A 23,128-nucleotide genomic window follows, 5' to 3' on the forward strand; every position below is an offset into this window, starting at 1 on the left:
CGACCCGTGAAGTTTGCGCCAGTCAGGGATGTGATTGTCAAGTTTGCGGCGGGGTGCCGCAGCTTTTGCAATGCGGGTCCTTGGGCAGGTTGATGCTGCGCATCGCGGGGGCAAGGCCGTCGAAAAGCTGGAGCTTTCCGGCGGGGTCCTGGCCGAAGCCGGTGACCACGCGGATTGCTTCCATCGCCGCGAAACTGCCCATCAGGCCGACCATTGCGCCGAGAACGCCAACTTCGCTGCAATTGTCGCAATCATCGGGGTCGAGCGCGTCGCCGACGAAACAGCGGTAGCAGGGCTTGTCCTCCTGCCAGCCGCGGAACGTGCCGAGCTGCCCCTGAAACTGCCCGATCGCCGCAGAAACCAGCGGGATGCGGTGAGTGACCGAGAGATCGGAGACCAGCAGGCGGGTCTGGTAATTGTCCGACCCGTCGATAATCGCATCGAATGAGGCAAAAAATGCTGCACCGTCCTCGCCCAGATGTTGCGCGGTAAGTCTTTGATTAATAGTGGTTATCTCGACATCCGGGTTGATCCGCTGCGCGGCAACTTTGGCAACTTCAACTTTCGCCTTTCCGATATCATTTTCGGTAAACAATACCTGCCGCTGCAAATTCGAAAGCGATATAATATCATCATCAAATATCGTCAGCGCCCCGATTCCGGCCGCCGCCAGATACTGGATCGCCGGGCAACCAATACCCCCCGCCCCAACGATCAGAATATGGGCATCAATTATCCGCTTCTGCCCGATTCCGCCAATATCCTTGAGAACGATATGCCGGGCATAGCGGTCGAGCTGTTCGTCGCTGAGTGGGCTCATTCCGGCCAGCGGAAGGTGATCGCCTGACGATACCATTTCTGGTCACCGGAGCGTTTGACCGCTCCATCATGGCCGGCAAATTTGGTAAGATGCTGTATAACATATGTCTCCAGCTGCCGACAGCCTGTGTCGACGGGAACAACCTTTGTTACCCGGCCCTGGGGAGAGACCTCCAGCGCTACATCGACCCGTGCATGGACCCAACCGATATCGGAAGTTAGCTTACAATCTGCTTTTTTCGCAATACGCTCGGCCTGTCGTTCATGCCGTTCCAGAACAGGTAACTTTTTTGTGAACTGGGCCAGTTCGAGATTGTAGAAATCCGAAGACAGTTCCTTGATTTCAATGTCATCTGCGGAAGCGAAAGCACCAGAAAGCAAAATGGTAGCCAGAATATTGATCATCACATCACTCCTTCAAAAATAAATCGTGAATTATTCATACGCCGGTTGATCCGAAACCGCCAGACCCCCGCTGTGTTTCATCCAGATCTGCCACCTCGAAAAGTAGGCCCTGCTGGACCGGTGCGACCACGATCTGCGCGATGCGGTCGCCGCGCTCGATGATGAAATCATCCTCACCGTGGTTGATCAGGATTACTTTCAGCTCGCCGCGATAGTCGCTGTCGATCGTGCCCGGTGTATTGGGTATGCTGATCCCGTTTTTTAGCGCCAGGCCGGATCGCGGGCGAACCTGGATTTCATAGCCTTCGGGGATGGCGAAGGCAAAACCGGTGCCAGCCAGTCCGCGATTGCCCGGCGCGATATTCAGCGCTTCTGCCGCCCGGACGTCCATGCCCGCCGAGCCGCTGGTTTCATAGCAAGGCAGGGGAAGGTCGCCGGCATGATCGAGCCGTTTGACGGCAATATCAATGGGTTCGAACATCAGGCAATTTCCTCGATGATTTTTGCTACGAGCCGCCGCGCGACTTCGGGCTTTGGCAATTGCTCCCAGTTTTCGCTGCCGGTCGCGGTAATGATCTGCACGCTATTGTTTGCGCCGCCCATCACGTCCCCCGAAACATCGTTGGCGACAATCCAGTCACAGCCTTTTTTCGCCAGCTTGGCCTGAGCATGTTGGACGATTTTCTGCGTTTCAGCGGCAAAGCCGATGAGCAGTCCCGGGCGTTGCTCATGCCGTGCAAGACCAGCAAGTATGTCCGGATTTTCGGTCAATTTCAAAGGTTCGGGGGCAGCGCCCTTTTTCTTTATCTTCTGGCCGGATTGGCTGTCAGCCCGCCAGTCGGCGACCGCGGCAACCATGATCGCGATATCTGCGGGCAGAGCGTCATGGACCGCTTTTTCCATTTCGAGCGCGGTTTCCACATCGACGCGGATGACCCCGGCCGGTGTCGAGAGGTGGACGGGGCCAGCGACCAAGGTCACCTGTGCGCCGGCTTCAGCTGCTGCAGCGGCGAGGGCAAAACCCTGGCGGCCGGACGATCGGTTGGCGATATAGCGCACCGGATCGATTGGTTCGTGGGTCGGTCCTGCAGTGATTAGGACATGTTTGCCGCGCAACGGTCGATGCCGGTCGGGCGCAAAGGCAGGCTGGCCGTCGAGAATATTGGCGCGGTTTCCCGGCTCGGATTTCGTCGCGCCGTCCGTTGTTGTAAATGAAGCTTCCAGCTGAACGCTGATTTCCGCCATGATCGCTTCCGGATCCGGAAGTCTTCCGGGACCGAATTCACCGCAGGCCATATCGCCTTCATCCGGATGCATGACGAAGATGCCATCGGCCCTGAGCTGCTTTATATTGCGCTGGGTGGCGGCATGCAGCCACATCCTCACATTCATTGCGGGGACCGCCATGACCGGCGTGTCGGTTGCCAGCAACAATGTCGTCGCGAGATCATCGGCAACTCCACCCGCCATTTTGGCGAGCAGATTGGCGGTCGCCGGACAGATGACCAGTAAATCGGCCTCGCGGCTGAGCTGAATATGGCCCATTTCGGCTTCGTCTTTCAGGCTCCACAAGGTCGTGTGGACCTCGTTTTCGGAGAGCGCTGCCAGCGTCATCGGCGTGACGAACTGCGCGCCCGATTCAGTTAGAACACAGCGAACCGTCATACCGGATTTCTTGATCAGGCGGATCAGCTCGCTGGTTTTATAGGCAGCGATTCCGCCGCCAATCACCAGCAGGATATGTTTGGGCTTGGTCATATCATTCGATTTAGAGCCTAGTGGCTCCAAAGCCAAGCAGCATGTGCCTCGGGCATCATCCGGTGCAAAGCAGCCGCCTAATGCAAGAATGAAACCGGTGTTTAGGGCAGGAAACGACAGAGTTTGTGGCACCCGTCAGGGGCGTCAACGCTAACCTCGCTTGCCTATCCCCACAGGAACATCGCAGCGGCACCCGCCCCGCCAGCGACGATCGCTGTCAGCACATAGCGCCAGAAATCGCTCGCCGGGCCCTTGTTCCGTTTCTCCCAGATCAATTCCACGTCTGCAACCGGCAGAGCAGGAGGGGCACCGCCTTTGCGGGGGAGCTGAGCATCAAGACGCCGGACGATATCGGGCAGCATCATGATGGTGCCGAGATCATCATTGATCCGGTCGGCAATCGCTGCTTCCGGACCCAGTTCACCGCGAATCCATTCTTTGACATATGGTCCGCTGGTGTCCCACATGTTGATCATCGGATTGAGGTCGGTGGCGATACCCTCGACCATAACCATCGTCTTTTGCAGCAGCAGCAAATGCGGCTGGGTCTCCATGTCGAAATCGCGGGTAATCGCAAACAGTCCGTCGAGCATGTCGCCGACCGACAATTCGCTCACGGGTTTGCCGCGCATCGGTTCGCCGACTGCGCGTAAGGCCGTGGCGAAATCTTCCATGCTGTGATGGTCCGGGACATATTGCGCTTCGAAATGGATTTCCGCGACGCGTCTGTAATTGCCGGTGGTCAGGCCGTAGAGAATTTCCGCAAGCCAGACGCGGGCTTTCTTGTTGATCCGTCCCATGATGCCGAAATCGATTGCAACAATTGTGCCGTCCGCTTTCACGAACAGATTGCCCTGATGCATGTCGGCGTGGAAATAGCCGGCTTCTATCGCCTGTTTGAGGAATGTGTGAACAAGCCTGTTGGCAATTGCGTCCAGATCATGACCGGCCGCGATCAAGCCTTCGCGGTTTGATATTTTTACTCCTTCGACCCAGTCTAGCGTCAACACCCGGCCGGAAGTTCGCTCCCAGTCGATCGCAGGAATTTCATATTGGTCGACCTGGGTCATATGCTCGGCCAGTTCCGAAGCGCTGGCGGCTTCTCGGCGGAGGTCGAGTTCGCGCATTGTCCAGCGGCGGAAATTCGCAATCACCGATTCCGGACGGAGGCGCTTGGCTTCGCCGCCGAGCGCCTCGAGATGGGCGGCTGCCCATTCGTAGGTTTCAATATCCCGGGTAAATTTCTTGATGATGCCGGGACGCAGAACCTTCACGGCGACATCCTTGCCTTCCAACGTGGTTGCACGATGGACCTGCGCGATGGAGGCGGCGCCGACCGGATCGGGATCGATATGGCTGTAGAGTTCGTCCAGCGACTTTCCGAGGCTGAGCTCGATCTCGTCGCGAATCTGGGCAAACGGGACCGGCGGCAAGCTGTCCTGCAATTGCAGCAGGTCGCGTGCGGCTGCTTCGCCAATTACGTCGGGGCGGGTCGCCAGCGTCTGGCCGAGCTTGATGGCCGCGGGGCCAATGGCCTGCAGCGCAGCCGAGTAATTGGGCTCTTTCGGCTGGAATGTACCGATCCGCGCAATGCGGAACAGGCGGCGGACCTGTGGCGGCGTTGCCTTGTGCTTCTCAAGATCGCGCAATGCGCCATGTTTGGCGAGCGTGCGGCCCCATTTTAGCAGGCGGAATATGTGGGTGCGGGAACTGGTCATCGAATATGTGTGCTCAGACCTTCCAGCCGCTATGGATCGCGACCAGTCCGCCCATCAGCGGCTCGACTTTGGTCTGGCTGAATCCGGCGTCGGCAATCATTGCACGAAATTTCTCCATCGGCGGGAATTTCGCGATCGATTCGGCCAGATAGCGATAGCTGGCTTCGTCATTTGCCACTGCCTTGCCGACCTTGGGCAGGATCTTGTGAGAATAGGTTTCGTAAACCTTGTCGAAGCCTGGCCATTTGGTTTGCGAAAATTCCATGCAATAAAATCGCCCGCCATATTTCAGGACACGATGCGCCTCGGCCAGGGCTTTGTCGATGTGGGTGACATTCCGGATGCCAAAGACAATCGTATAGGCATCGAAATGTGCATCGGGAAAGTTCAGCTCTTCCGCATTCTGCTGGCTCCAGACCAGGCGCGTCTCGTCTTTGTCGAGCGCCCGCTTCACGCCCTCGGCCAACATCTCGGCATTGATGTCGGCTACCGTGATGTCGGCGCCGCTATCAACCATGCGAAAAGCAATGTCGCCGGTGCCACCGGCCATATCGAGGATGGATTCACCAGCGCGCGGCTTGACGCGGCGTACGAAGCGGTCTTTCCACAAGCGATGGGTTCCCGCGCTCATCGCGTCGTTCATCACATCATATTTGGATGCAACGCTGGAGAAAACCGCGCCAACCTTGCCGACCTTTTCGCTCTCTTCGACTTCTTCATAGCCGAAGGAAACGGTTTTGCTTTCGATAGCCATTTTGTGCCTGTGCTGATTTTTCTTTGAAATCCCAAGTAGACGACCCTTGGCAGCACTGCAATCACTCTATAGCTGACCGTTGGACCGTAACCGATAAGGACAGCCATGCCCGAGTTACCCGAAGTGGAAACAACCGTCGCCGGTTTGCGACCGGTGCTCGAAGGACAGCGGCTGTCGCTGGTCGAGCCGCGCCGCGCCGATTTGCGTCGGCCGTTCCCGGTCGATTTGCGCCAGCGAATGACCGGCGCGGCCGTGACGTCGCTTGGCAGGCGGGCAAAATACGGATTGATCCAAACCGATCGCGGCGATGTGATGATTTTTCATCTAGGCATGTCGGGACGCTGGCGTATTGATCCGGAAGAAATCGAGAAACACGACCATCTGCTGATCGAGACAGAATCGGGTCACCGCCTGGTGCTCAACGACCCTCGCCGATTCGGCTCGCTCGATTTAGTCCGCACCGACCACCTGGACGATTATAAGCCGTTCATTTCAATGGGTCCCGAACCTCTGGGCGATGCATTTACCGCCGCATATTTGAAAGCCGCGACCAAGGCACGGAAGGCGCCGATCAAGCAATTGCTGCTCGACCAAAACACGGTCGCCGGACTCGGGAATATCTATGTCTGTGAAGCGCTGCACATGGCAGGTATATCGCCGGGCGCGAAAGGCGGAACAATTTCCAACCTACGCTATGAACGGCTGGTTCTTGCGATTAAGCAGGTCCTGACCTCTGCGATCGCGGCTGGCGGGTCGTCGCTTCGCGACTTCGTACGACCTGATGGAGAACTGGGATATTTCGCCAAGGACTGGCTGGTATATGGCCGTGAAGGAGAGCCATGTCATTGCGGCGCGCCGGTGCTGCGCCGAGTCGATAGTGGCCGGTCGACCTTTTACTGTTCGCAATGCCAGAAATAAGCGGTTCACTAAGCTATTGACGGGAATCGGCTCCCACGCTATTGGCCGCCGTCTTGAGCCGGAAGCCATACGCAGCGCCCCGGCATTTAATTTCAGATTTTGAGGGTTTTTCATGGCTAATACGCCGCAAGCAAAAAAACGTATCCGTCGCAACACGCGCCGCACCGTGATTAATAAAAATCGGCTCAGCCAGATCCGTACCAAGATCAAGGCCGTGGATGCAGCTGTTGAAGCTGGCGACAAGACCGTGGCAGCCGCAGCCCTCAAGGCCGTACAGCCTGAATTGGCGCGCGGTGTGAGCAAAGGTCTGTATCACAAGAATACGGCTTCGCGGAAGTTCAGCCGTCTGACAAAACGGGTTGCCGCGCTTCAAACCGCATAAGCTTCCTGACATGATTATAGAAAGACCCGTCCGATTGTGGCGGGTTTTCTTTTGGGTGACTGCTTTCTGATGCGCTATTCGTGCAACTGATTCGGCTATCCGTAGGTTGAATCGCTTTTCCGCGAATCGTTGGAGTCCCGTTTTTCCTTGTGCGGTTGATGTGAAACGGCTCAAGTTGCCAATAAGCTGTCAGTCTGTCGCCGTTCAAACCCGGTTCAGCCTGATTTCTTCATCATGCACGACAATGATGGTGGGCAATCTGAAGGAAGAAATATGAATATCTCAGCCAAAAAAGGCTTCAATCGAAACAGACTTTCGTTGCTCGCGCCGCTTGCCTTGCTCACCCTTGGCGCCTGCGCCACGCCATTTCGCGCCGACGTACAGCGCTTCGTCGCGCTTCCTGACACAACGGGTCAGAGCTTTGCTGTAGTGGCGGCTGATCCGGATCTGTCTGGTGGTCTCGAATTTGGACAATATGCCATGATGGTTGAGCAGCGGATGCGTGATCTGGGCTATCGTCTCAGCGACGATCCGGCCGCGGCAGAACTGATCGTCAGCATGGATTATGATATCGACAAGGGGCGAGAGAAAGTCGTCGCCGACTATGATCCCTTTATCGGGTCCGCCCGATTCGGTGGATATTATGGCCGCGGATATTATGGTCGCCATCGCTATCGCTATGGCTTTCACGATCCGTTTCTTTTCGGTGGTTACGGCTTCTCCGGATATGACGGCGTCCGCAGCTTTACTGTCTATACCTCGGAGCTTGATCTGAAAATCGACCGTGCGGTCGATGGCGAGCGTCTGTTTGAAGGCAAGGCCGAAGCCTTATCGCGATCGAAGAATCTGACCTATCTTGTTCCCAATCTTGTCGAAGCCATGTTTACCGACTTTCCGGGCAACAGTGGTGAACGGGTCAGAATATCTGTCGCCCCAGAGAAAAACTAGTTCCCTGAGCCCGATTCGCCTCCGCTCAGCTTTCGAGCTGGCGGAGGAGCATCCGGACGTCATTGTCCATTTCGCTGTCTTCGCCGCGCAGATGCTCGACCAGTTTGACCGCGTGGATCACTGTACTGTGGTCGCGCCCGCCAAATTTCCGACCGATTTCCGGATAGCTGCGGGGGGTCATTACCTTTGCCAGATACATCGCAACCTGCCGTGGCCTGGCAACGGCCCGCGCGCGGCGTTTCGATGACATTTCATTGCGATCAAGCCGATAATATTCGCAAACCGTGCGCTGGATTTCGTCAATCGTGATCCGGCGGCGGCAGGCACTCAATATGTCCGACAATTGCTCTTCAGCCAGTTCACGGCTGATTTCGCGTCCGGTGAGCTGGGAATAGGCGAGCAGCTTATTCAGGCCGCCCTCGAGTTCCCGCAAGTTACGGCTTATCGTGCGGGCAAGAAATTCGACCACTTCTTCCGAGACATGCTGATGCGGCATGGAGGCGAGGCGATGTTTGAGAATGTCGCGGCGCAGTTCGAGGCCTGCGGACTGGATATCGGCGACCAGCCCCATCGACAGCCGCGACAGCAGCCGCTGGTCAACACCATCGAGTGCCTGTGGCGGCCGGTCGGCTGCCACGACAACGCGCTTGCCCTGGCTGATCAGCGAATCGACCGTGTGCAGAAATTCTTCCTGGGTGGAGTTTTTGCCGACAATGAACTGGATGTCATCGATCATCAGCAGGTCGGCTTCGCGCAGGGATGCCTTGAACTCCATTCCCTCGTTGCGGCGCATGGCTGATACGAATTCGATCATGAAACGCTCGGCTGACATATAGATGATTTTTGACGTCGGGAATTCTTCCCGAAATGCATGGCCGATGGCGTGCATCAGATGGGTCTTGCCCTGACCGGTCGACGACTGGAGATAGAGCGGACAGAAAAGCGGTTTCTCGGCCGCGGCAGTGCGCTGGGCAGCATTGAGAGCGAGAATATTGGAATTTCCGGCGATAAACAGGTCAAACGTCATCCGCGGATCCAGGTCCAGACGAAACTTGCTTTCGGGAAACACATTTTGACGGCTGTTTACAGCAGAATCATTGGCAGCACTGGATTTGGATATCTGTGCGATTTTCGCGGAGCCGGACTGGGCCTGAAAAACAAGTTCGCTGACCGCCGGATGATAGGCTTTCCAGGCCATCAACAAACGCTCTGAATAGCGATCCCGAACCCAGTTGGCGGAAAATTCCGACGGGAGAATGAGCAACATCGTGCCGTTATTCGAATCGAAAACAGACAATTTGATCGGCTTGATCCACTGACCGAAAATCTGCGCTCCCAGATCACGGCGAAGCCCCGCACAGATCTTTTGCCAGATTGTTTCGAGATCAGCCGAGATAATATCCTCGTTTGCCACAGCCTCAGTTTCAGACAGGTTACTAACCCGCCCAGATACGATTTCGTTCACGAATATCCCCCGACATTAACCCTCTACCCCGCACGATAGCGGGGCCAATATTTTAACCGCATGCCTTGTGCGCTTGATCTTTAACTACCCCCAGCCATGGGAATCGATCAGGCGCAGAAAACCCATGTCGAAAACATGTTTTCAACCATCAGTTTTATTTTCATATTGAGGCTTGGAAATTGCATCCTTAGCCACCAGCCGAGTTTCTTTAGTAAGCCCCTCTTCCCGAGTCGATCAATAGCGGCGCTGTAAAAAAAGTGAAATAATTCTATTGACAGCGGCAAGCCGTGGAATTTTCTGATTATCTTTTTAAGTTGTTGAAATAGAACATATATATCCTGTGGATAACAAGGCATAAGAGGCGAATCGCGGAGTCAGCTTGGGTTCTGCTAACGGGCCGATTAATGATGCAAAATAAGCATCGTAAATCGCCGGCAGGAATTCTTGTCGACCAATCAACGCAAATAGACTTGCCAAAGCCGTTATGTTTTGGCAGTGGCGCTCGCCTGACCCCGATGATGCGTGTATGCATCTTGTCATGGGGGCGATTAGCTCAGTTGGTAGAGCGCTTCGTTTACACCGAAGATGTCGGCGGTTCGAGCCCGTCATCGCCCACCATCATTCCCAACCGGAATGGATGCGGGTCAGCCAAAATCCAAAATGAACATCACGCAGGCAAGCGACAGAACCGCGGCGGCGATCATTGGAATCGGGCGCAGACGGTTTTCGGGAAGTTTTTCGGCGGAAAAATCAGCGCGGGATCGATGGCCGGTGACCATTGGTTTGAACAGCCTCTCCTTCAGAACGAAATGATAGACGGCGATCGCGGTTATATGCAGTCCGATCAGTGCAGCCAGAAGATTGAAATTCAATTCGTGGAGCTCGGCGAACTGCCGGCCGGTCTCGAACGACACCAATATTGCCAATGGGCCTGATTCGAGGCCGTCTATATCGACGGAAAATAATCCGGTGGCGACTTGGGTAGCGAGTGCGCCCAGCAAGGCAAGGACACCGAATACGGCTAGCGGGCTGTGGCCAAAGGTCGGGCGATTCTCCCGGACCCGCAGGCTGCGGATGTAGGACTTTAGGGAGACAATCCGCCGTAACATCGGGACAAAACGTGCTGTCCATGATCCGATGAAGCCCCAGATAAGCCGGAAGAGGACCAGGCCGACCATCGTCAAGCCGAGCCTGCGATGCCAGTCCATATAGCCCTCCTCTGCCGTCCACCAGAGAAGTGGCACGAGGATTACCATCAGCCAGTGCACGAGCCTCACGGCCCAGTCCCAGACCATAATGCGTGCCGGATCAGCCGTCATGGCGAACTAGTCGTCCAGGCGATATTTGTCGTGACACGCCTTGCAGGTGCCTCCGGTGGTCTTGAATGCGGCGCCAATGGCAGCGATATCGCCGGTCTGGGCGGCACTATCAAGCAGCGCGGCTGCATCCTGCAGAGCCGTGACCTTGAGATTGAAATCTGCTTTATTCTCCCAAATGACCGGCAGAGCCTCGGTTTCGACACCGGATTCGGGGCCGGTTCCTTCGGGGAACCAGTCGATCATGGTGGCCGATTCTTTCGGCACCGCTGCTGCGGCTGTTTGAATCTGTGAGAGGTCGGGACTGTCCGCTTTCAACTGGTCGCTGATCGTCTTGAATGCCTTGCCCATTTTCTTGAGCTGGCCCTGTCGTGCCTCGATCTGTTCTTTCACGGTCAGGCCATTGGGAAGCTCGACACTGGCTGCCTCGGAAGCCGGCGCTGTTTCAGGGGCCTGTTCGCAAGCAGCGAGCAGCGTCAGGCCTGCAAGTGCCGGCAGGATGAGTTCTATTTTGCAGCGTTTCATCAAATTCTCCATTTAGCCAATGGAGCACAGGATAGCGAAGCTCAATCGAAACGCAACGCGGACTGCTGTCGAAACTGATTATGTGGCTATTTGAAGTGCCCGCTTCCGCTTCCGCGAGAATGGCTCATCAACCCTCCGCCAGCGTTTCTTCCAGTAAGGCAGCGGCCTTGGCTCCATCCCAGTCCATGGCGCCGATCACCCTCCAGACCTCTTTGCCCCGCGAATCATAAAGTACCGTGGTGGGCATCAGGCCTGAACCAAAGCCGAAGCTTAGACCATTTTCGGGATCGATGTAGGGCTCCAGCGCCTGGAAATCATTGCGGGCAAAAAACGGATCGACCTTGTCCGCGCCCTGGATGTCCTGTGACACGACCAGAATCTTGAGCCGGTCTTTCTCGCGCATTGCCAGTTCATCGAGCATGGGCATTTCAACTATACAGGGTGCGCACCATGTGGCCCAGATGTTGACCAGTACAGGCTTGCCGGTGAAGTCGCTCAATTGCACAGGGCTCCCGTCGGGGGCCTGAAACGACGCGTCTATCATGGCATTGCCGCGCTGCGAGATGTCGAGCTTTCCGACCAGGCCCTGGCCGCTCTCGATAATCTCGCCTTCTTCCTGAGTATCGTCACCAGCAAATTCTTGCTCCGCTTCGCTGGACGCTCTATCGCAAGCGGCCAGGCCCACAAGCATGACCAAGAACAGGACGGTACGCATCACAACAGGCACGAAAAATTCCAATAAAATGTGGGGCGGCAGGTTTGCCGATGGCCCTTCGTCAATCATGCGCGAGATAAACGCGTCGATCCCGTTCGACAAGAAGTTATGGCGTCAAGACATTCGCGCGAGCCTGGCTCATGTCGCCATGTTGGCGGATCAGAAGATTGTCGAGGCGGAGGACGCGACCAAGATTGTCGATGGGCTGAATCAAATCGCCGAGGAATATGAAACTGGCGGAGTCCCTGAAGATCTCGATCTCGAAGACATTCACATGCACGTCGAAGCGCGCCTTTCCGAGATCATCGGCCCGGTAGCCGGCCGACTGCACACCGCCCGCTCGCGTAACGACCAGGTGGCGACCGATTTCCGTCTCTGGGTGCGCGAAGCGATGGAGATGGTGGATGACGCACTGGATGCCCTGCAAAAGGCTCTGGTGAGTCGCGCCGAAGAACATGCCGACACGATCATGCCCGGCTTCACGCATCTGCAATCCGCCCAGCCTGTGAGCCTCGGCCACCATCTGATGGCTTATTATGAAATGGTCCGGCGGGATCGCTCGCGTTTCGCCGATGCCCGCAAGCGGATGAACGAATCGCCGCTTGGTGCCGCCGCGCTGGCAGGCACAGGTTTTGCGATTGATCGCGACAAAACGGCATCGATGCTCGGTTTTGATAATCCGACAGCCAACAGCCTCGATTCGGTTTCGGACCGTGACTTTGCTCTGGATTATCTGATGGCGGCAACCCAGTGCAGTCTGCATCTATCGCGGTTGGCCGAGGAGTTTGTGATCTGGGCGAGTCAGCCATTCGGCTTCATCAAGCTGCCCGACAGTTTCTCTACCGGTTCCTCGATCATGCCCCAGAAACGCAATCCGGATGCTGCAGAACTGGTGCGCGGCCATTCCGGGCGGATTGCCGGTGCGATGAACGCGCTGGTGATGACGATGAAAGGCCTGCCGCTGGCCTATTCGAAGGATATGCAGGACGACAAGCCGCCGGTGTTTGAAGCCCATGATCTGCTCGGACTGTCAATTGCCGCGATGACCGGCATGATTGCCGAAGTGGAATTTAGCGGCAATCGCATGAGAGCGCTCGCGGAATCGGGTTTCTCGACCGCAACCGATTTTGCCGACTGGCTGGTGCGGGAAGCCAAGCTGCCGTTCCGTGAGGCGCATCACGTCACCGGAGCGGTGGTATCTCTTGCCGAGGAGCAAGGCTGTGGTCTGGCTGATCTTACGCTGGAGCAATATCAGGCGATCGACAGCCGGATTGATGAGCGGGTTTTCGACGTGCTGAGCGTTGATGCTTCTGTTGCCAGCCGCTCCAGCTATGGCGGGACAGCGCCGGATCAGGTAAGGGTCCAGATTGCAAAGGCCAGGCAGACGCTGGGGCTGGAGAATTAGCATGAACAAAGTCCATTCGATGCTGCTGCTGACCGGGGTTACGGTCATATTGGCCGCCTGCGGAAACCGAGGCGCATTGCAACCGGCCAAAGGCGAAGCTTTGCCTGCCCCGATCTACGGCGAGGCCATAGCGCCCAGCGGCGAAGACCTGCTGATCCCGTCGTCACAGGCCATGCCGGAACGCAGTGACGAACTGCTCCGCCGGTCTGAAAAGCGGCAGGATGACGAATTTGACCTGCCACCTCCCGGCTAATCCCGTTCCATCTGTTTGAAAGTATAAGATATTGGACCATTTCCAGCTCAAAAATGGTGTATTGCACGCTGAAGACATTCCGCTGTCGCAGATTGCGGAAGAAGTCGGGACCCCTGTCTATGTCTATTCGCGGGCGACGCTCGAGCGCCATGCACGGGTTTTTCGCGAAGGCCTGAAAGACGCGGGCAAGGTCCATCTCGCCTTTGCGGTAAAGGCAAATCCCAATCTCGCGGTTCTCCGGATATTGGCCAATCAAGGCTATGGTGCGGATGTGGTGTCCGGCGGTGAATTGCAACGGGCGTTGGCAGCAGGAATGAAGGCGGAAGACATTGTCTTCTCCGGAGTTGGCAAGAGCCGCGAAGAACTGACCCTCGGTCTCGACCAGGGCATCGGCCAGTTCAACCTGGAATCGGAAGAAGAGGGCGTAATGCTCGCCGAGATCGCGGCTTCCCGTGGGGAGAAAGCGTCCGCAACTCTGCGCGTCAATCCGGATGTTGATGCGGGCACCCATGCGAAGATTTCTACCGGCAAGAAGGAAAATAAATTCGGCGTCGCGATTGACGTCGCGCCTGCTATTTTTGCGCGGCTTTCCCAGCTCGACGGGCTCGACCTTCGGGGAGTAGCCGTCCATATTGGCAGCCAGCTGCAAAGTCTCGATCCGCTCGAGACATGTTATGCCCGAATGGGCGAGCTGGTCGCGCAGCTGCGCGGGGCGGGGCATACCGTCACCCATGTCGATCTCGGCGGCGGCCTCGGCGTGCCCTATAAGCCCGAAGACAATCCGCCAAGTCCGGCAGAATATGGCGCAATGGTCGCGCGTGTGACCCGCGATTGGGATGTCACACTGATGTTCGAGCCGGGCCGGGTCATTGCCGGTAACAGCGGCGTCATGATCACCAGGGTTATCCGGATCAAACCCGGTCTGGGCAGCGATTTTGTAATTGTTGACGCAGCTATGAACGATCTGATGCGGCCGGCCATTTATGACGCGTGGCATGATTTTGAAGCGGTTGAGCCGAGCGGGGAGACGATGACAGCCTCGATCGTCGGACCGATCTGCGAGAGTAGTGACATTTTCGCCAAGGAACGGGTCGTCGACCGTCTCGAGACCGACGACCTCGGAATTTTCCGTACAGCCGGTGCCTATGGGGCTACGATGGCCAACACCTATAACAGCCGGCCTCTGGTACCGGAAGTGCTGGTCGACGGTGATCGCTATGCTGTGGTTGCCGAACGCATTGAACCGGCGACGATCATGGCTGCCGAACATGTGCCTGACTGGCTGAAATAATATGTCACGCCGGTTGCCGCCGGGATGATCAACTCTATTGGTGGATGCGATGAACCAATTGCCCATTTTACTGAATTTGAAGGATCGCAGGATTCTTCTGTTGGGAAATGGCGAAATGGCGGATGCCAAAAGGCGGCTCTACGAACGGGCCGGCGCGGTGATTACCGATGATGAGCATGCCAGCGGAATTGCGCTCGCGGTGGTCGCACTGGAAAATGACGATGAGGCAATGGCGGCGGTGGAGCGATTGAAGGCGAGGGGGCTGCTGGTCAATGCTGTCGACCGGTCTGCGCTCTGCGACTATACCACACCGGCGATCATCGACCGCGATCCTGTGCTGATTGCTATCGGCACCGGCGGGGCTTCGGCAGGGCTTGCCAAGGCGCTGCGGCAAAGGCTGGAGCAATTGCTGCCTGCCGGCCTGGGTGTCCTATCGGTTGCCTTGTATCAGTCGCGGGAGCGGATTCAACAGATCTGGCCGGAAGGCGCCGCGCGGCGCAAGGCGATTGATGCGGCGCTTGATCCCAACGGTCCGCTGGATGTTCTGGCGGATCACAAAATGGAAGACTTGGAAGCATGGTTGGAACAGCCGCACGGCCAGGCGCGTTCGCAAGTCATTGATCTGGAACTGGCCAGCGCGGACCCCGATGACCTGACTCTACGGCAAGCGCGTTGGCTGGGGCAGGCCGACCAGATTTTCGCCAGCGATGACGTCCCGGAAGCGGTGCTGGTGCGTGCCCGCGCCGATGCCGAGCGGTTCACTCTCTCGTTCTGGGACGAGCAGCCGACGACGGGACTGACACTCCGGATCAGGATGAAGATATGAACGGTTTTTCCCAAATTGCCGGCGCCGATATTGTCACGGTTTTGCAAACTGCACTCGCTCCGGCCTTTCTGCTGGTCGGCATCGGGGCGATGCTCAACCTGTTCGCCGGACGGCTGGCGCGGATCATCGACCGGTCGCGTGATCTGCAGGAGCTGTTCAAGTCGACCACGGGCGTCGACCATGATCTTGTTGTATCGGAACTCGGTGATCTGCAGCTGCGTATCAAGATCGTCAACAGCGCCATATTTCTCAGCGTAATCAGCGCTATCATTGCTTGCGGGCTGATCGGTCTCTTGTTCATCATGGAGATGACGGGCGCAAACCTGTCTCTTGCCATCGCGGGGGCGTTCGTCGTGGCAATCAGCTTGTTGTCCCTTGCGCTCGTCCAGTTTCTGCGGGAAGTGCGCATCGGTATTCGCGATTTCATGATCCGCGAGGAATATCTGGAAAGAACCGACAAGGTGAAATGAAAAGAGGCTGCCGGTCCATTTGGACCGACAACCTCTGAACATGGGTCAGCGGTAGGAAGTGCCGCTGCCGGATGGCCTGATATCTAAATCAGATTTGCCCTCCGAACGGATTTTTCCGACCCCTGTGCTGAACCATGAGACATCGGACCACCTCCTTTCGCTTGTGAATATAATACGAACTGTTGCATTGAATCATTCTCCGCTGTTCGACGATCCAAATGTGAATCATATCGGAAGTTTGAACAAGTCTTGAAATTTTTTATTTTGCTGTCACAATTGCGCGTTCCGGCCTGTGCGCAAGCGGCTCAGTTGCGGCAATCTTCTACCACACGACTGAATTCGGGCCAGGCCGGGATCGCGAGCGACAGGAGACCGGTGGTTTCGACAGCGAAGCGGCCGCGGCTATAGGCAATTCGGTCCATCATGATATCGCGCGGCGCCACGGAAATGGCAGCATAGTTCGGCGTGCCGCCGCTATTGGCGGCAGAATATGTTTGCAGACCGGCGCTTGCACGCAGGACCATCTTGGCCTGATCGCCAACCGAACCGGAACGCGACAGGAATAATTGCCGGTCAGACTGATCACAGCGAATGATGAAGACAGCGTCTCTACCGGCTTCACCGAACAGAGCCAGCGAACCGCGGCTATCCTTGCGATAGACCCATTCTCCGGGTGTGATCGGCCAGTCGATCCAGTCTCCCTTCGGTTGCACGGGTTCTGTGGCCGGCGGCGCTATTGCAACAGGCTTGGTCGGCTGTGGAGCAGGCGCCGGTTCCGGGGGCGCGGGCGAGCAGGCTGCGATCGCAAGCAAGAGCAAGGGAATGGCCGGCGAAAGGCGGCGTGACTTGGAAATGTTTCTCATAGCAAAGGATTATGGCCAAAAGCATGGTGCTAGGCTAGTCCTCATTTCCGATGACCAAGACCGAACCCAAAATCGTGAAACAGCGCCTAGACCAGATATTGGCAGACCGTGGTCTCGCCGATAGCCGCGCAAAGGCGCAGGCTTATATCATGGCGGGTCTTGTTTCGGTTGCGGGCAAGAAAATGGACAAGCCGGGACACAAGATTGCCAGCGATGCCGAAATCGAACTCAAGGGCAAAGATCATCCGTGGGTCTCTCGCGGTGGTATCAAGCTCGATCACGGGCTGCGATATTTCGATATCGACGTCAGCGGCCTGATTGCGATGGACGTCGGTAGCAGCACTGGCGGTTTCACCGACGTGCTGCTGACCGGGGGCGCAAAAAAAGTTTATGCGGTGGATAGCGGCACCAATCAGCTTGCCTGGAAGCTGCGGCAGGATGACAGGGTTGTGGTCCATGAGCAGACCAGCGCAAGAATCCTCACCGACCAGCATATTCCCGAACAGGTCGACATCATTGTCTGTGATGCCAGTTTCATCTCGTTGATCAAGGTACTGGAACGACCACTCGAATTTGCCAAGGAAACGGCGATACTGGTGGCGCTGGTGAAGCCGCAATTCGAGGCCGAACGCCATGACGTCGGCAAGGGGGGTGTTGTGCGGGACGAAGCGGTTCGCCAGGCGGCGTGCGAGAAAGTGAGGGACTGGTTGATCGGTTCCGGCTGGGATATTCTGGGAATTGCGGAAAGCCCGATCACGGGGCCGAAGGGGAATGTAGAGTTTCTCATCGGAGCTCGAAAAGCCTGAGATCGACAGCGGGAACGGTACTGATTTCCATAGCACGGGTTGTTATTCTGGCGACTTCTCCCTAGCTGAAAGCTTATGACAAAAACAGCTGAACCCGCCCTTGTACCTACCGCGCCGGATATCGGGGCATCGATCCAGCGGATGACCGTGGACGGCGCCGACTGGTTGACCACCCATTATGTGGAATTGATCATCGCGGTTGTCATTGGTACCGCAATTTTCTTTGCGCTCGGCGCAGTCAAGCGTCTCGCTGCCCGCTATGTCCGGAACAATCAGGGCCTGACCGGCTATCGCACGATTATCGGTACGGCGATTTCCCGTACCAGCAAGTTTTTCATGATGATGGTGTCGGCCGAGCTCGTCGTCAGTTTTGCAAATGCGCCATCCAGCTTTGATCGCGTTGTCCATGTCCTGTTTACGATATCGGTGGTGGTTCAGGTGGCGATCTGGCTTCGTGAAATCATTCTCGGGCTGATCGTCCGCAAGACCTCGCAGGATCCGGACCAGCACGAAACGCTGGAAAACGCGATGACCTTGATCCGTCTGCTGGTCACGTTCGTGCTCTTTGCAATCGCGGCAATCATGATTCTTGATAATCTGGGTGTCAATGTCACCGGCCTGATTGCGGGTCTCGGCGTGGGCGGCATCGCCATCGGCCTCGCCGCTCAGGGCATTTTTTCAGACCTGTTTGCGGCGCTTTCTATTATTTTCGACAAGCCGTTCCGTCGGGGAGAGACAATCACCTATGACAATACCATCGGAACAATCGAGAAAATTGGCCTGAAAAGCACTAGGCTGAGAGCAACTACCGGTGAAGAAATCATCATTTCCAACACCAATCTGCTCGACAAGGAAATCGTCAATATGACCCGTCTGGCGAGACGGCGGACGCGCTTTGGCATTGGTGTGATTTACCAGACCAATCCTGACGAGGCCCGCCGAATTCCGGCACTTCTCAAAAAAATCGTGGAAGAAAATGAAGCGGTCTTTGTTCGATCCGGCTTTGTCGGTTTCGGCGATAGCTCGATCAATTTCGAACTCGATTTCGATATCATGAGCAGCGACTATGACGTGGTCTACGAAGGACGCCATACGATCGGGCTGGCGATCTTGCAGAAATTCAACGAAGAAGGTCTGGAATTTGCCTATCCGACGCAAACGACCTTCACCTCCGCCCCGAATGGGGAAATGATCATGCCCTATCCGGAAGGTGGATTTGTGCTGCCGCCAACCAAGGACTAGCGTTCCGTAACGGCAGCGCGGCGTTGAAAAAACCCCTTGTTAATTGGCCAATTAATAGGGACAATGGGCGTCAAAATCGAATCTGACACAAAACATAAGGATTATCATCATGCGTGACGCAGTCATCGTTTCTACGGCCCGTACACCTATAGGCCGTGCCTATAAGGGCGCCTTCAACACGACAACCGGTGCAACACTGGGGCATTATTCTGCCAAAGCCGCGATCGAAAGAGCGGGCATTGACCCGGCCACTATTGACGATGTGGTCTGGGGCAGTGCGTTGCAGCAGGGATCACAGGGCGGCAATCTTGCCCGGCAGGTAGCCCTGCGCGCAGGCTTTCCGATCGAAGTGCCAGGCATGACGATCGACCGTCAATGTTCCTCTGGTCTGATGGCCATCGCTACGGCATCCAAGCAGGTGACCCTGGACATGATGGACGTGGTTGTCGGCGGCGGACAGGATTCGATCTCGACCGTGCAGACACCGGAAATGCGGGTGCAGCCGGATCGTGAACTGATGAAAATGCACGACGATATCTACATGCCGATGCTTCAGACCGCCGAAGTTGTCGCCGAGCGTTACGGTATTGGCCGCGAAGAATGTGACGAATATGCTCTGCAATCGCAAATGCGCACCGCAGCCGCACAAGACGCTGGCTATTTTGACGCGGAAATCGTTGAAGTGACGACCAGCATGGGCGTGCAGGACAAGGAAACTAAAGAAATTTCCCATGTCGAAGTCACCATCAGCAAGGACGAAGGCAACCGCCCGTCGACGACGCTTGAAGGCCTGCAGTCGCTGAAGCCCGTATTGGGCCCGGACAAGATCGTGACCGCGGGTAACGCATCGCAGCTTTCCGACGGTTCCTCCGCCAGCGTCATAATGGAAGCAAAGGCGGCAGAGAAAGCAGGATTGAACCCGCTCGGTCGCTATGTCGGCATGGCTGTTGCTGGTACCAAACCTGATGAAATGGGCATTGGTCCGGTTTTCGCGATCCCCAAGTTGCTCGAGCGCTATGGCTTGAAGATGGACGATATCGGTCTGTGGGAACTGAATGAGGCATTTGCTGTGCAGGTTCTCTATTGCCAGCAGAAGCTGGGCATTCCTGGCGAGCTTCTCAACGTCAACGGCGGCTCGATCTCTATCGGTCACCCTTATGGTATGACCGGAGCCCGTTGCACCGGCCATGCGCTGATCGAAGGCAAGCGTCGCGGCGCAAAATATGCCGTGGTCACCATGTGCATCGGTGGCGGACAGGGTGCAGCCGGACTTTTCGAGATTTTCTAGGAACCGAAATACAGGGGGCTGGCGGGAAACCGCCGGCCCTTTTTCATCAAGGAGAATATATCATGGCAGCAATAGGTGTAGTCGCGACGCTAACCGTCGCAGAAGGCAAGAATGCCGATTTTGAAGCGGCTTTCTCGGAGTTGATGGCGGCTGTTAGCGCGAATGAACCGGGCAATGAATTTTACGCGGCGTTTCAGTGCAAGGACAATCCGCAGCAATATAAAGTGCTCGAGCGCTATGTCGATCAGGCCGCGCTGGAAGCGCACGGTAAATCGGATCACTTCAAGGCCAGCGGGCCGAAGCTGGCGCCATGCATGGCGGCCGCGCCCGTGATCGAATATCTGGACGGATTTTAATCCAGCCTATCGCCGGGCAATATCCTGCCAAATTCAAACTGGAAGGCGTCGGCGCGGTCTTTTGCGAGTAGCTGGGGCCCGTCGAGGTCAACCCAGTGCGCCAGTTGCGCCAATGCAAAGGCTGGCCGGATTCCCAGCGAGGTCGACAACATGCATCCGACCATGATCTTCAATCCCATAGCCTGTGCGGCATGGGCCATGGCTATCGCCTCGGTCAGGCCGCCAGCTTTGTCGAGCTTGATATTTATCACGTCATAATAAGGGGCAAGCCGCTCGACATCGGCGCTGGTGTGGCAGCTTTCGTCGGCGCAGAGAGGAACCGGTGATCGTACTCCGCTGAGCAGATGCTCCTTTCCGGCGCTGACCGGCTGCTCGATCAATTCGACAGAATATTGTGCCAGCAAAGCTGCCTCGGCTGCAATATCGAGATCGTTCCAGCTTTCATTGGCATCGACAATCAGGCGGGCATCGGGGGCTCCGCGGTGAACGGCGGCGACCCGTTCATGGTCGTCCTCGCCCGACAGTTTCAGTTTTAGCAGTCTCTGTCCGGTGAACGCTGCCTGGCGGGCCTGCGCTTCCATGATCTCGGGTTTACCCAGAGATATGGTGAAGGCGGATATCAGGGGCATCGGTTCCGGAAGGCTCGCCAGTCGCCAGAGGGATATATTCTTTTGTCGGCTCTCCAGGTCCCAGAGGGCGCAATCCAGCGCGTTGCGGGCGGCGCCCCGGGGCATGTGCTGGAGCAGGGTCGCGCGATCAAGTTCGGAATTCTCGGCGGCGAATTCGATGATTTCCTGCGCACATTGTTCTGCGCTCTCGCCCTCGTAATATATCGGTGTAGCCTCAGCCGTCCCGATATGTACACCGTCCGATATTTCGCACCGCACGACATCGACATGACCCTTGGCACCCCGGCTGATGATGAAATAGCCAGCGACAGGCCATCTTTCGACGGTGGCGGAAACGGTGAGCGTCATGCTCCGCTTCTACGGCACGCTGGCGAAAGCGCCACTCAATTTGTGAACGGTCTGCGCGGCTGCGGTAAGGCACCCGGTTTTGCCGCTCCGGTCAATCGGTTGGCGATCGGCTTCCACTGCGCTTCCGCCGACCTCCGCGTCATATAGGTGTCGAGCCCAATCTGCAGCGCAACCAGCATATAGACAAACGGCTGATAAGCGATGCCCAAGAACAGCGCCCCGACGAGAAAGATGATATGACCATGCTGCAGTGCAATGGCGAGAGGCGCAACCCATTGTTCGCCTTGCTTTTCTGACTTCGAATATTTCCGTCTCAGTACTTCCATTCGCCACAGGCCACCGAAGTGGATCAACATCCACAGGACCAGGCCGGGATAGCCCTGCTCGCCGAGCATCTCGAAATAGCTGCTGTGGAATGCTCGCGCTTCATCCTCTACCAATCGCGCGTCGACATCGTCTGGATCGATCCCCCATTCTTCATATTGGCTGACGTCGACTTCCGACAATTCATAGGTCAGCTTGTTGATCCGGTAGACTTCAAAACCGCCTCCGAACGGGTTGTTTTTGGCGTAATCGATTGTCCATTGCCACACCGCGATACGGGTCGACGCAGACTGGTCGGCTTCGTAATTTTCGATCGTCGCCATCCGTTCGGTGAAGCTTTGCGGAAGAAACGGGATCGACATGAGTCCCACCGCCATCGCAAGCCCTGCATAAAGCATCCGGTAGCGGACGAAACGCAATTGCAGTACCGCCAGTACCAAGATGCAGACCAGACCGGTTCGGGCCTGGGTGCCGATCGGGATGAGCAGCGCAGCAAAGATCAGCGCATAGGCAAAAGCCTTTACCCGCCAGTCGGGCGGGAAAATCGTGCCGTGATTGGCGAGCCAGAGGATCAGCGGGATTATGCAGATCGCGACCGTCGAAATGATCGAGCCCTCGTACAGACCGGCATTATTGTCGACCAGCAGAACCAGCACACCATATCCACCGCCAGAGGCCAGTGTCTTGATGCCACCGGTGATGATCAAAGTCCCTGCGCACAGCACCATGAACAGGGCGAGCGCTTCAAGCCGCAATTTGGTCTTGAGGGTCAGCGGCAGGAATATCGCGAAAACCAGCGCCTTCCAGACCCAGTCCCATTTTTCCAGCGCCCCGTCCGGAACCTCCGCTTGCAGCGTCGTATATCCGCAATAGATGAGCAGCAGAACCATCATGGCCTGCCGGAAGGAAAAGCGACTGTCCTGCTTGTTGTCGGCGAACATGAAGCCGAGGAAGGCCAGAGCGAATACGATCAACGACAGCGGTACCGAGTTGAGCATGAAATAGCTCAGCCGTTGAGGAGCTACAATGTCTACATAAGCGTAGATCAGAGTGAACAGAAAGGGTCGCTTGAAGGCGAGGAACAGCATCGCCACGATATATCCGACAAAGATGAGATCACGCATCGGAGTGCGACCCGCTGCCAGACGGTGGCTTTAAAAAGCCGTCAGGTTCCTTGTTGCGTTCGGGCGGTTCTTCGACGTCGAGATCGTCGCGATGGATCAGGCGCCACATCGCAAGCAGCAGCAAGCCATGCGTCACAGCGATAGAAAAATTGTCTATCATCGAACCAATCCATCCAGGCA

At 56.6% G+C, this 23,128-nt stretch carries 26 protein-coding genes and 1 tRNA gene; 13 read left to right on the forward strand and 14 right to left on the reverse strand.

Features of this window, described 5'->3' with window-relative positions; all coding sequences use genetic code 11:
- Nucleotides 1-37: 37 nt before the first annotated feature.
- From HUO14_RS09705 to HUO14_RS09730, 6 genes are all read right to left on the reverse strand, one after another.
- The gene (locus HUO14_RS09705; protein ID WP_176279710.1) at nt 38-820 is read right to left on the reverse strand and encodes a HesA/MoeB/ThiF family protein; all 783 of its coding nucleotides are present in this window, start codon (nt 818-820) and stop codon (nt 38-40) included.
- Entirely contained in the window at nt 817-1,224 is a 408-nt protein-coding gene (locus tag HUO14_RS09710) for a hypothetical protein (RefSeq protein ID WP_176279711.1), read from the reverse strand. Before HUO14_RS09710 ends, HUO14_RS09705 begins: the two co-directional genes overlap by 4 nt.
- A gap of 34 nt (nt 1,225-1,258) precedes the next feature.
- Nucleotides 1,259-1,705: a dUTP diphosphatase gene (gene dut, locus HUO14_RS09715; RefSeq protein WP_176279712.1), complete on the reverse strand. Its 447-nt coding sequence runs from the start codon at nt 1,703-1,705 to the stop codon at nt 1,259-1,261.
- Nucleotides 1,705-2,982, reverse strand: a complete 1,278-nt coding sequence (locus HUO14_RS09720) for a bifunctional phosphopantothenoylcysteine decarboxylase/phosphopantothenate synthase (RefSeq protein ID WP_176279713.1) — start codon at nt 2,980-2,982, stop codon at nt 1,705-1,707. Before HUO14_RS09720 ends, dut begins: the two co-directional genes overlap by 1 nt.
- 164 nt (nt 2,983-3,146) lie before the next feature.
- Nucleotides 3,147-4,700 (reverse strand): 2-polyprenylphenol 6-hydroxylase, encoded by a 1,554-nt coding sequence (gene ubiB / locus HUO14_RS09725; protein WP_176279714.1) that lies wholly within the window; start codon nt 4,698-4,700, stop codon nt 3,147-3,149.
- Nucleotides 4,701-4,713: 13 nt separating this feature from the next.
- Nucleotides 4,714-5,454, reverse strand: coding sequence for a class I SAM-dependent methyltransferase (locus HUO14_RS09730; protein ID WP_176279715.1), 741 nt, complete (start codon nt 5,452-5,454; stop codon nt 4,714-4,716).
- Between the two features lie 105 nt (nt 5,455-5,559).
- Between HUO14_RS09730 and mutM the strand changes: the two genes are divergently transcribed.
- The 3 genes from mutM (at nt 5,560) to HUO14_RS09745 (ending at nt 7,702) form a co-directional block, all read left to right on the forward strand.
- Complete coding sequence (mutM, locus tag HUO14_RS09735) at nt 5,560-6,372, forward strand: bifunctional DNA-formamidopyrimidine glycosylase/DNA-(apurinic or apyrimidinic site) lyase (RefSeq protein ID WP_176279716.1); 813 nt, start codon at nt 5,560-5,562, stop codon at nt 6,370-6,372.
- A 112-nt stretch (nt 6,373-6,484) separates the two neighbouring features.
- Entirely contained in the window at nt 6,485-6,754 is a 270-nt protein-coding gene (gene rpsT, locus HUO14_RS09740) for a 30S ribosomal protein S20 (RefSeq protein ID WP_176279717.1), read from the forward strand.
- A 273-nt stretch (nt 6,755-7,027) separates the two neighbouring features.
- On the forward strand, nt 7,028-7,702 hold the full coding sequence (locus tag HUO14_RS09745; protein WP_176279718.1) for a DUF4136 domain-containing protein: 675 nt from the start codon (nt 7,028-7,030) through the stop codon (nt 7,700-7,702).
- 25 nt (nt 7,703-7,727) lie between these two features.
- Here the strand turns inward: HUO14_RS09745 and dnaA are convergent, their stop codons facing one another.
- Complete coding sequence (gene dnaA, locus HUO14_RS09750) at nt 7,728-9,116, reverse strand: chromosomal replication initiator protein DnaA (RefSeq protein ID WP_343046085.1); 1,389 nt, start codon at nt 9,114-9,116, stop codon at nt 7,728-7,730.
- 593 nt (nt 9,117-9,709) lie between these two features.
- On the opposite strand from dnaA, the gene HUO14_RS09755 reads away from it, so the two are divergent.
- Nucleotides 9,710-9,785 (forward strand) — tRNA-Val (locus tag HUO14_RS09755).
- A gap of 26 nt (nt 9,786-9,811) precedes the next feature.
- Here HUO14_RS09755 and HUO14_RS09760 read toward each other — a convergent pair.
- The 3 genes from HUO14_RS09760 to HUO14_RS09770 form a co-directional block, all read right to left on the reverse strand.
- Nucleotides 9,812-10,486, reverse strand: a complete 675-nt coding sequence (locus tag HUO14_RS09760; protein WP_176279719.1) for a cytochrome b/b6 domain-containing protein — start codon at nt 10,484-10,486, stop codon at nt 9,812-9,814.
- Nucleotides 10,487-10,492: 6 nt separating this feature from the next.
- A complete protein-coding gene (locus HUO14_RS09765) occupies nt 10,493-11,008 on the reverse strand; it encodes a c-type cytochrome (protein ID WP_176279720.1) in 516 nt (171 codons plus the stop codon).
- A gap of 127 nt (nt 11,009-11,135) precedes the next feature.
- Nucleotides 11,136-11,792 carry a TlpA family protein disulfide reductase gene (locus HUO14_RS09770; RefSeq protein WP_246255482.1) on the reverse strand — a complete coding sequence of 219 codons (657 nt, stop codon included), beginning with the start codon at nt 11,790-11,792 and terminating at the stop codon, nt 11,136-11,138.
- Here HUO14_RS09770 and argH point away from each other — a divergent pair.
- The 5 genes from argH to HUO14_RS09795 all read left to right on the forward strand — a co-directional run bounded on the left by argH (nt 11,752) and on the right by HUO14_RS09795 (nt 15,968).
- Nucleotides 11,752-13,128 (forward strand): argininosuccinate lyase, encoded by a 1,377-nt coding sequence (gene argH, locus HUO14_RS09775; RefSeq protein ID WP_176280165.1) that lies wholly within the window; start codon nt 11,752-11,754, stop codon nt 13,126-13,128. The two genes, HUO14_RS09770 and argH, sit on opposite strands and share 41 nt — an antisense overlap.
- A gap of 1 nt (nt 13,129) precedes the next feature.
- A complete protein-coding gene (locus HUO14_RS09780; protein WP_246255484.1) occupies nt 13,130-13,381 on the forward strand; it encodes a lipoprotein in 252 nt (83 codons plus the stop codon).
- A 31-nt stretch (nt 13,382-13,412) separates the two neighbouring features.
- Nucleotides 13,413-14,672, forward strand: coding sequence for a diaminopimelate decarboxylase (gene lysA, locus HUO14_RS09785; RefSeq protein WP_176279721.1), 1,260 nt, complete (start codon nt 13,413-13,415; stop codon nt 14,670-14,672).
- Nucleotides 14,673-14,787: 115 nt separating this feature from the next.
- Entirely contained in the window at nt 14,788-15,498 is a 711-nt protein-coding gene (locus HUO14_RS09790) for a precorrin-2 dehydrogenase/sirohydrochlorin ferrochelatase family protein (protein WP_246255485.1), read from the forward strand.
- Nucleotides 15,495-15,968, forward strand: a complete 474-nt coding sequence (locus tag HUO14_RS09795) for a DUF2721 domain-containing protein (protein ID WP_176279723.1) — start codon at nt 15,495-15,497, stop codon at nt 15,966-15,968. The genes HUO14_RS09790 and HUO14_RS09795 overlap by 4 nt, the downstream gene beginning before the upstream one ends.
- A gap of 305 nt (nt 15,969-16,273) precedes the next feature.
- Here the strand turns inward: HUO14_RS09795 and HUO14_RS09800 are convergent, their stop codons facing one another.
- Nucleotides 16,274-16,831 (reverse strand): hypothetical protein, encoded by a 558-nt coding sequence (locus HUO14_RS09800; RefSeq protein ID WP_176279724.1) that lies wholly within the window; start codon nt 16,829-16,831, stop codon nt 16,274-16,276.
- A gap of 71 nt (nt 16,832-16,902) precedes the next feature.
- On the opposite strand from HUO14_RS09800, the gene HUO14_RS09805 reads away from it, so the two are divergent.
- The 4 genes from HUO14_RS09805 to HUO14_RS09820 all read left to right on the forward strand — a co-directional run bounded on the left by HUO14_RS09805 (nt 16,903) and on the right by HUO14_RS09820 (nt 20,523).
- The gene (locus tag HUO14_RS09805) at nt 16,903-17,637 is read left to right on the forward strand and encodes a TlyA family rRNA (cytidine-2'-O)-methyltransferase (RefSeq protein ID WP_176280167.1); all 735 of its coding nucleotides are present in this window, start codon (nt 16,903-16,905) and stop codon (nt 17,635-17,637) included.
- A gap of 75 nt (nt 17,638-17,712) precedes the next feature.
- Nucleotides 17,713-18,879 carry a mechanosensitive ion channel family protein gene (locus HUO14_RS09810; protein ID WP_343046086.1) on the forward strand — a complete coding sequence of 389 codons (1,167 nt, stop codon included), beginning with the start codon at nt 17,713-17,715 and terminating at the stop codon, nt 18,877-18,879.
- Nucleotides 18,880-18,988: 109 nt separating this feature from the next.
- Nucleotides 18,989-20,167, forward strand: a complete 1,179-nt coding sequence (locus HUO14_RS09815) for an acetyl-CoA C-acyltransferase (RefSeq protein WP_176279725.1) — start codon at nt 18,989-18,991, stop codon at nt 20,165-20,167.
- 62 nt (nt 20,168-20,229) lie between these two features.
- Nucleotides 20,230-20,523 (forward strand): putative quinol monooxygenase, encoded by a 294-nt coding sequence (locus tag HUO14_RS09820; protein WP_176279726.1) that lies wholly within the window; start codon nt 20,230-20,232, stop codon nt 20,521-20,523.
- Here the strand turns inward: HUO14_RS09820 and HUO14_RS09825 are convergent.
- Genes HUO14_RS09825 through HUO14_RS09835 form a run of 3 tightly spaced genes read right to left on the reverse strand, consistent with a single transcriptional unit; the run spans nt 20,520 to nt 23,108 of the window.
- Complete coding sequence (locus HUO14_RS09825) at nt 20,520-21,500, reverse strand: dipeptide epimerase (protein WP_176279727.1); 981 nt, start codon at nt 21,498-21,500, stop codon at nt 20,520-20,522. The genes HUO14_RS09820 and HUO14_RS09825 overlap by 4 nt on opposite strands.
- A gap of 35 nt (nt 21,501-21,535) precedes the next feature.
- The gene (locus tag HUO14_RS09830; RefSeq protein WP_176279728.1) at nt 21,536-22,948 is read right to left on the reverse strand and encodes a putative O-glycosylation ligase, exosortase A system-associated; all 1,413 of its coding nucleotides are present in this window, start codon (nt 22,946-22,948) and stop codon (nt 21,536-21,538) included.
- Nucleotides 22,941-23,108 (reverse strand): hypothetical protein, encoded by a 168-nt coding sequence (locus tag HUO14_RS09835; protein ID WP_176279729.1) that lies wholly within the window; start codon nt 23,106-23,108, stop codon nt 22,941-22,943. Before HUO14_RS09835 ends, HUO14_RS09830 begins: the two co-directional genes overlap by 8 nt.
- Between the last annotated feature and the right edge of the window lie 20 nt (nt 23,109-23,128).

The sequence above is a fragment of the Parasphingorhabdus flavimaris genome (assembly GCF_013371215.1).
In the GTDB taxonomy this organism is placed as follows: domain Bacteria; phylum Pseudomonadota; class Alphaproteobacteria; order Sphingomonadales; family Sphingomonadaceae; genus Parasphingorhabdus; species Parasphingorhabdus flavimaris.